7 protein-coding genes are annotated in these 8,705 nt (G+C 52.5%); 3 read left to right on the top strand and 4 right to left on the bottom strand.

Translation table 11 applies throughout. The features are described 5' to 3' along the window. The 3 genes from BOW06_RS10660 to BOW06_RS10650 all read left to right on the top strand — a co-directional run. Positions 1–411 (top strand): TonB family protein (locus BOW06_RS10660; RefSeq protein ID WP_144077463.1); only part of this gene is annotated, 411 nt, incomplete at its 5' end. A 234-nt stretch (positions 412–645) separates the two neighbouring features. Next, entirely contained in the window at positions 646–1,032 is a 387-nt protein-coding gene (locus tag BOW06_RS10655; protein WP_078453018.1) for a hypothetical protein, read from the top strand. A gap of 170 nt (positions 1,033–1,202) precedes the next feature. Next, the gene (locus tag BOW06_RS10650; protein WP_078454571.1) at positions 1,203–3,263 is read left to right on the top strand and encodes a TonB-dependent copper receptor; all 2,061 of its coding nucleotides are present in this window, start codon (positions 1,203–1,205) and stop codon (positions 3,261–3,263) included. Between the two features lie 152 nt (positions 3,264–3,415). Here the strand turns inward: BOW06_RS10650 and radA are convergent, their stop codons facing one another. The 4 genes from radA to mltB form a co-directional block, all read right to left on the bottom strand. Next, the gene (radA, locus tag BOW06_RS10645; protein WP_078453016.1) at positions 3,416–4,777 is read right to left on the bottom strand and encodes a DNA repair protein RadA; all 1,362 of its coding nucleotides are present in this window, start codon (positions 4,775–4,777) and stop codon (positions 3,416–3,418) included. Beyond that, on the bottom strand, positions 4,777–5,859 hold the full coding sequence (alr, locus tag BOW06_RS10640; RefSeq protein WP_043117080.1) for an alanine racemase: 1,083 nt from the start codon (positions 5,857–5,859) through the stop codon (positions 4,777–4,779). The genes radA and alr overlap by 1 nt, the downstream gene beginning before the upstream one ends. After that, positions 5,852–7,270: a replicative DNA helicase gene (gene dnaB / locus BOW06_RS10635; protein ID WP_043117822.1), complete on the bottom strand. Its 1,419-nt coding sequence runs from the start codon at positions 7,268–7,270 to the stop codon at positions 5,852–5,854. The genes alr and dnaB overlap by 8 nt, the downstream gene beginning before the upstream one ends. 167 nt (positions 7,271–7,437) lie before the next feature. Then, positions 7,438–8,634, bottom strand: coding sequence for a lytic murein transglycosylase B (gene mltB / locus BOW06_RS10630; protein WP_078453015.1), 1,197 nt, complete (start codon positions 8,632–8,634; stop codon positions 7,438–7,440). Positions 8,635–8,705: the final 71 nt, after the last annotated feature.

The following is an 8,705-nucleotide window of genomic DNA, read 5'->3' as shown; positions in this document are numbered from 1 at the left end:
GAGCCAGAGCCAGAGCCTGAGCCTGAGCCTGAGCCCGAGCCAGTAGAAAAACCCAAAAAGAAGGACAAACCCAAGGTAAAGCCAAAACCACGACAACAGCAGGCCTCTGCTGCTCAAATCGCCCAAAGCAAAAAGAAGCGTGATCAGTACAAGGCCAGGTTACTAGCGAAAATTGAATCGAAGAAACACTATCCGACCGCTGCGCGCAGAAGAAATGTAGAGGGACGTATAGGCGTCTCATTTAAAATTGGGTGTGACGGCAAACTTTCAAACCTCAAGATTGACAAGGGTCATGTACTGCTATCCAAGGCGACAAAAAAAGCTGTGAATGCCGCAAAACCATTACCTCCGCCCCCTAAAGGCGAATGCCCTCAGGTCATTCGGTTTTCCATGGCATTCCAGATCAAATGAGCCTGGGCAAACTGACATGACAATTGAACAACCGGCTTGACCCGATCAAGCGGCTCAATCGCTTCTGGCAGACGTTGAACAGGTGTGATTACGATACATGTCAGTGTTATGCATCAATCCAGCTCTCTATTGTATTTGATATTCATCAACAACTCCTGATGGAACACTGCTAGAATTGCCTGTATTATTGATATCAATTTCGCAGAACTGCACTCAACAAATTAGAAAGAACAGATGAATCTCTTTTCACGCCAATCACAATCAAAACGTACAGCCACCGCGTGGCTGTTGATTGGCGTGTTCATGCTTCAACCGGTCATCACTTTCTTCGCCAGCCCGGCTTTCATGAATGATAGTGACGGACGTATGGTCGTTGTCTGTACTCTCTACGGACTTGAAGAAATATATGTTGAAGATGGCATGCTGATAAGCGAGGCAGAGAGCGACTACTGCCCCGCAGTTGAACTGATGCAAATCTCCGGATCTGCATATCAACCAAAACCACCAATGGTGGCAGCCACCCTATTCCATTCCATTGGTTCGGTCGACCAGACATCGACCCATCAACACCATTCACTCCACTACTCTGCATACCACACGCGCGCCCCGCCACTTGCCTGATTTTTTTACTAAAACAAAAAAACAGACAACTGATACTAGGGAACTCTGGGCTATTCGATAACTAGCCGCGTCTGATTCCACACAGTGATTTGCCAAGCTGGCTTGCTACTACTCGCAAGCTGAATTGAAGCTGGTCACGGGACAGATCAGAGGCCCACAAGGGGTAAAGAATGAAATTTGTAATGACATGTACTGCTACAGCGGTAATGTGCGCCATGGCGCAGACAGCACTAAGCGAAACGGCTCTGGACGTTCAGGCCGACGTTATCGACACCATTGTCATCACCGCGGAGGATGACAACCAGCCTGGCAGCTCAACCGTTGCTACGGGCGAGCAATCCGGAACTCGTGACACAGCCGAGATGCTACGTGATATTCCGGGCGTCTCCGGTTCACGTATCGGTGGTCACGGTACGGATCCGACAATCCGTGGCCAAAGCCAGAACCGAATCAACGTACTCCTTGATGGAGCCTACGTGCACGGTGGATGCCCCAATCGCATGGATCCGCCAACAGCCTATGCTCCGACTGCAAGCTATGAAGAAATCACCGTTATAAAGGGTGTCAGGACACTTGAGTATGGTGGTGGAGCCGGCGGTACCATCCTGTTTAACCGTGAGACACGCCCTTTTTACGAGGACGAACCAGTCCGTGCCAGTGCCGAAGCCGGTTACCGCAGCAATGGCAATATCTGGGATGCCGCGATCGACGTTTCAGCCGGCAGCGAAAAGTTCTTCGGCCGTTTCATCGGCTCACACATGGAAGCCGATAACTACGAGGATGGTGGCGGAAACGAGATCCGTTCCGGTTTTGAAGAGAGCAATGGAACTCTGATTCTCGGATTCACGCCGGATAGCGATCACCGTCTCGATCTCACTCTCGAGGCTCAACGCACAGATGACCTGCTCTATGCAGGTGCCGGTATGGATTCACCCGTCTCGGACAATGACACCATTCGCCTCAAGTACCAGGCCGAGAACATGCCTGGCATGCTCGATAAGCTGAAGATCGAGGCCTATCGTTCTGAAGTTGCTCATGTCATGGATAACTATACCCTGCGCACCCCTCCAATGATGATGGATGACATGCGCGCACCTTCCACTTCGGATACTACTGGTGGACGCATCGTTCTTGAAGTCGACTCAGACATCGGACACTGGAAAATGGGTGTCGACATGCAGAACAACGATCGTGATGCTGACAGGTTTAATGATACTTCAGGCAATCTGAATTCAGTTCTGTGGCCTGGAGTCAGCATTGACCAAACCGGTGCTTTCGTAGAACTGGAACATGATCTCGATCTGACAAACCGTATCATTGGCGGCATTCGCTATGATCATGTTACATCGGATGCCTCTCGAGCAGATATTGATCCACCGATGATGCCAATGAGTCCGAATCAGCTTTACTCCCTGTACTATGGTGCCACTGCTGAAAAGCGCACCGAAAACAACTGGGGAGGCCTGCTAAGGTTCGAGCACGATCTTGATAGTGGCGACATGCTCTATGCGGGTATTTCACGCACAGTCAGAACAGCAGATGCCACAGAAAAATATATTGCGTCTAATGGCATGTCTCCTGATGCGCGATGGGTCGGTAACCCTACCCTTGATCCGGAGAAACACCACCAGATTGAAGCTGGTGCTGTGCTGCGGGGTGACAAGTGGGAACTGGATGCATCTGTCTATTACACCGATGTTCAGGACTATATCCTGCGTGATAGAAACCATAATAATGGGGGCAATGGTAATGCCACCATCTATCGCAACGTCGATGCCTCACTCTACGGCTTTGAGGCCAGCCTTAACTACCAGTGGAACGCTGACTGGTCATCCAATTTCGGACTCGCATATGTCCATGCTGACAATGATACGGACGATCGCCCTATCGCTCAGACACCACCTTTGGAAGCAGTAGCAAGTCTTGACTATAAAGCTTCTGACTGGGATGCCGGTGCAAGAGTACGTGCAGCTGCCAAGCAGACTCGTGTGGATGATGATGCATCAACAGGAAGCGGACTGGATGTCGATCAGACTCCCGGCTGGGCAGTTGTCGATCTCTACGGTGAATACCGTGTGAACAGCAATGTCACCGTCGATTTCGGCGTCGACAACCTGTTTGACGAGGAGTATGCACAGCACCTGAATCGTTCCAGTGCATTCGATCCAACGCAGATCCAGGTCAATGAGCCTGGCATCAGCGCGTGGGTAAAACTGCATGCCAGCTTCTAATCAATAGCTGAAACGCATTTATGATTCAACCCCTTCACTTCCAACCGGCGTTGTTAAACACTCCTCTCCGCAGCGCCGTTGGAAGTGCTTTTTACCTCTCTCACACCGACGTGGCTTAATCTCTCAACAACCCTGCTGTTAATAGCGCAACACTACTCTGTGTGTGAAATCGCTTCAGAGAGACGCTGAACGGGAACGATCTCGACACCATCAAAGCTGCTCTTGGGCTTGTTTGCTGAAGGTACGAGAATACGTGTAAAACCATGTTTGACCGCTTCACGAATTCGTTCCTCACCATTTGGCACCGGACGAATTTCACCTGACAAGCCAACCTCACCGAACGCGGCGAGATGACGGCTCAAAGGCCTATCCCTGAAACTCGACAGCACTGACAGCAGTACCGGAAGGTCAGCCGCTGTCTCCGTAATACGCACTCCACCAACCACGTTCACATAGACATCCTGGTCGTACATACCAACACCCGCATGACGATGCAGCACTGCGAGCAGCATTGAGAGACGGTTTTGTTCAAGACCAAGTGAAACACGGCGTGGATTAGAGAGTGGACTGCTGTCCACTAGTGCCTGAACCTCAACCAGCAAGGGACGACTGCCCTCACGCGTGACAAGAATAGCACTACCGCTGACAGGCTCCTCGTGACGTGAGAGAAATATCGCCGAGGGATTGGTGACAGGCTTGAGGCCCTGGTCAGTCATCGCGAACAGACCCAGTTCGTTGACTGCGCCGAAGCGGTTTTTCATGGTGCGTATCAAGCGAAACTGGCTGCCTGCCTCACCTTCAAAATAGAGCACGGTATCAACCATGTGTTCGAGCACGCGCGGCCCGGCGAGGTTGCCTTCCTTGGTGACATGGCCGACGAGAATCACACAGGTACCGGTCTGCTTGGCGAAGCGCACCAGTTGCGCAGTCGATTCACGTACCTGTGCAACACCGCCCGGTGCGGACTGGATCATCTCCGTGTACATGGTCTGGATAGAGTCAACCACCATGATGCGCGGTTTTGCACTCGAGGCGAGTGCCAATACGCGCTCGATGGATGTCTCTGTCAGCAGGCCAAGATCACCGGCATCGAGTCCAAGGCGACGTGCGCGCAGCCCGATCTGCTCGGCTGACTCCTCGCCACTGACGTAAAGCGCCGGGTGTGATGCCGCGAGCATTGCCAGCATCTGGATCAGAAGGGTCGATTTACCGATACCGGGATCGCCGCCGAGCAATACAACTGAACCCTCGACGAGGCCTGTACCCAGAACCCGGTTGAGTTCGCTGATACCCGTGTTGATGCGACTCTGTGTTTCGGCACCAACCTCGCTGAGCTTGCGCACGGTGACATCACCGCTTTCACCTGCATATCCAACCGGGCGTTTCGAGGGCGGAGCAACCCGTGCCTCACTCAAACTGTTCCAGGCACCACAGTCACTGCACTGCCCTGCCCATTTCGGATAGGTGGCGCCACACTGATCACACTGATACTGAACCTTCGCTGCTTTTGCCATCAGGGAGCCTGTTCGTAACGGAACTTGATCCGCCCGGTCAGGCGACAAAAGAGCTCATAACTGATGGTGTCTGCATATTGTGCAATCTCTTCGACAGGCAAACCCTCGCCCCAGAGCACAACACTGTCGCCGACAGCTGCATTCGGGTGTTCACGCAGGTCGATAGTAATCAGGTCCATCGACACGCGCCCGACAAGCGGTGCACGCTTACCGTTGATCAGTACCGGTGTGCCACTCGGTGCATGACGCGGGTAACCATCACCGTAGCCAATTGCAGCGACACCAACGCGCATATCTTGCGGACAACTCCAGGTACTGCCGTAACCGATGGCATCGCCCTGCTTCAGTTCATGTACCGATATGAGTTTTGTTCTCAGTGTCATGACAGGCTTGATCCCGTCATCTTTAGCTGTGCGATTTAAAAAGGGAGAGGCGCCATAAAGCATGATGCCGGGACGCCCCCAGCCCTTGTGTGCATCCGGCCATCCGAGGATAGCAGCTGAGTTGGCGAGACTGATATTGTCGGCACTCGCTTCGAAAGGAGCAATCTCTGCCAGCTGTTGGCTGGTTGTTTCACGTGCCAGGTCATCGGCGTTGGCGAAATGCGTCAGCACACCGACAAGTTCCACATGCTTGATTGAGCCAATTCGCTCAAGCACCGATTTGGCATGAGATGGTGCGAAACCCAACCTGTGCATGCCTGTATCGATCTTTACCCAAACACGCAGGGTGCCTTTGTCACTGCCCTGCCATGATTCCAGCATGGCAAGTTGCTTGTCGTCGTGAATAACGACCTCGATGCTGTTGTCTGATGCAAATTTGATTTCCGGTGCCTGCATGATGCCGCCAAGAACCAGCAGGCGCTGTTCAACGCCGTGAGACCTGAGTTCTAACGCCTCTTCAACACGTGATACAGCAAAGCCGTCAGCCTGCTGACGCAATGCATCGACCACGTGCAACAGACCATGGCCATAGGCATTCGCCTTGACCACGGCAAATAGCGGGCAGCTGCAGGCTTCACTTGCGCGCTGGTAATTGTGGACCAGTGCATCAAGATCGATGCGTGCGACCGGGTTAGCCACCGTAGTTGTCGCCGTAACCGCCAACAGGAGAGAAATTCTCGAACTTGGTGTACTTACCAAGGAAAGTCAGCTTGATATTCGCCAGCGGTCCGTTACGTTGCTTGCCAATGATAATTTCTGCCTTGCCCTTCTCTTCTTCAGGCAAGTCATCATTGTAGACCTCGTCACGGTAGATAAAGATGATGACGTCAGCGTCCTGCTCAATACTTCCAGATTCACGCAGGTCCGACATAATGGGACGCTTGTTGGTACGCTGCTCAAGACCACGGTTGAGCTGCGACAGGGCAATAACCGGTACCTTGAGCTCTTTCGCCAGCGCTTTCAATGAGCGTGAAATCAAACCGATCTCGTTGGTCCGGTTCTCGGTTCCGGGCGCTTGCATCAGCTGCATATAGTCGATAACGATAAGGCCCAGCTCACCGTCACATTCACGTTTCAGTCTGCGTGCACGCGCACGCAGATCCGATGGCGTCAGCGCCGGTGTGTCGTCGATATGAATCGGTGCCTCGGCTAGAATTGAAACGGCTGATGTCAGGCGTGGCCACTCATCGTCGAGCAGTTTGCCGCTACGGATACGCCCCAACTCGACACGCCCCAGCGACGAGAGCATACGCATCGCAAGCTGTTCGCCCGGCATCTCCATACTGAAGACAGCAACGGGTTTACGCGCCTTGATGGCAACATTCTCGGCCATATTCATGGCAAAGGTGGTTTTACCCATTGAGGGTCGTCCGGCAACAATGATCAGGTCGGAGTCCTGCAGGCCTGAGGTGGCATCGTCAAGATCAGTGAAACCGGTCGTGGTGCCGGTGAGCGGATCATCCGACTCGTAAAGCTGCTCAATCTGTTCCAGTGCAGTCTTAACCAATGTTTTGGTTGGCTGGAAACCACCACCAACACCACGCTGGCGCTGTTCGGCAATTTCGAACACCTTGCGCTCAGCTTCATCGAGGAGGTCGTCGCTTTTGCGACCCTCGGTCTGGAAACCGCTGTCGGCAATCTCGGTACCGACATGGATCAGCTGACGTACAACCGAGTGTTCACGCACGATATCTGCATAGGAACGGATATTCGCGGCGCTCGGTGTATCACTGGCGAGAGTCCCGAGATAGACGAGTCCGCCAATCTCGTCGAGATGCCCGAAACCTTCGAGCTCCTCGGCCAGGGTGACAACATCAAAGGGTTTGCCAAGCTCTGCAAGCGTATCTATCGCATCAAAGATAAGTTGATGCTCACGACGGTAGAAATCCCCCTTGCTGACACGGCCGGCAACCTGGTCCCATGCCCGGTTATCCAGCATCAGCCCACCGAGAACGGCGCGTTCTGCCTGGATCGAATGCGGCGGAATTCTCAACGCCTGGGTTTTGCTGTCGGTCTGTCCGGAAAATTGTTGGTGAAAGACTTCTGCCACTTTTTTCTCTTCTGCCTGAAATGGATGATCCAGTTTACCCCAGACGAGCACTTTCAACGAGGCACAAGCCGGTGGAAATGATGTGGATAACCTGGTGAATAAAAACCGACATGAACAAGATGCAGACTCGACAAATAGAGTTAGACTGCTGTTTTAGCTCTCTTTTCTCACGATTCCCCGAGTACAAGGAGGCTTTCCCTGCTCGCCGACTTGGCTGGGCGCACCCGCTTGTTCAGCTGTTCGCCAAGCTGGTAGACAGCCATTGCATATTTACTGCTGCGGTTGTAACGCGTGATGACATAGAAGTTATTCAGGCCAAGCCACACTTCATCGCTTTTATAATTTGCAAAACGTAACAGGCTGACCTCGTTGGTTTTGATTTTTTTACGTGGTTTGACACCGACACGGCTCAGTTCTCTTAGTGTGTAGTTGCTGCTGTACCCCCACTTCACCTTGCGATAAGCAGAACCACTCTTGTTGGCACGTACGGCAACGTCCTCACCCGGCTTCCAGCCATGCGCTTTGAAGTAGTTGGCCACACTGGCAATCGCGTCCTTTGGATTCATCAGGTCGCGTACACCGTCACGGCTATAGTCAACGGCATATTTACGGAAGCTGCTTGGCATAAACTGCCCCAGTCCCATGGCACCTGCATATGAACCCCTGGGCGTACGTGGATCAACGCCCTCTTCGCGCGACATCAACAGGAACTCTTCCAGCTCTTTTGTGAAATAGGCTGAACGGCGCGGATAGTCGAAAGCGATAGTCGACAGGGTATCAAGCACCACGTAATCACCTGTTATGCGACCCCAGCGCGTCTCGACACCGATAATGCCGACGATAACATGCGCGGGTACCTGGTACTCTCTCTCAACACGTCTCAGTGTACTCTTGTGAGAGAGCCAGAATTCAGTACCACGTTGCAGGTTCTTGTCATTAATGAACTGCCTGCGATAACGGCTCCAGCTGCCCCTGCCCGGTTGTCCGACATAGTCGGCAGGACGATTCTTTTTCTTTTTGGAGGGGGCATAACGGTCCATCAGCCTGATCGACTTATTCTGGCGTTGAACAGTGGAAAAGAGACCATTGAGCCAGCGACGATCGAAGTCGTGCTTTTTAACCATGGTATCGATAAATCGATTGACGGATTTCTTGCCTGCATAGGTACCTGTGACCTTGCTGGCCTTATAGTTTCCGACCGGCTTTTTCGGTGTATTGAATACTGAGGGAGGAGGATTAGTACTTGATTGTTGGGCTGAATCCGTTGAATTTTGAGTCGAATCCGCTTGTTGCCCGCCGTTTTTGAAGAGGGAAGTCTGGCAACCAGCTAGCACCATGGCGAGCATGAGAACCAAAGGCCACATTCTGTCGATAATATCACCCTCCTTTAAACTCTTATATCTCTTCTGACTTAAGAATAGTCATAAAGCCGCAA

This window comes from Solemya velum gill symbiont (genome assembly GCF_002020255.1).
Classification (GTDB): Bacteria; Pseudomonadota; Gammaproteobacteria; order Chromatiales; family Chromatiaceae.
The sequence above is the reverse complement of the archived record's forward strand: the minus strand, read 5'-3'. Positions and strand labels throughout refer to the sequence as shown.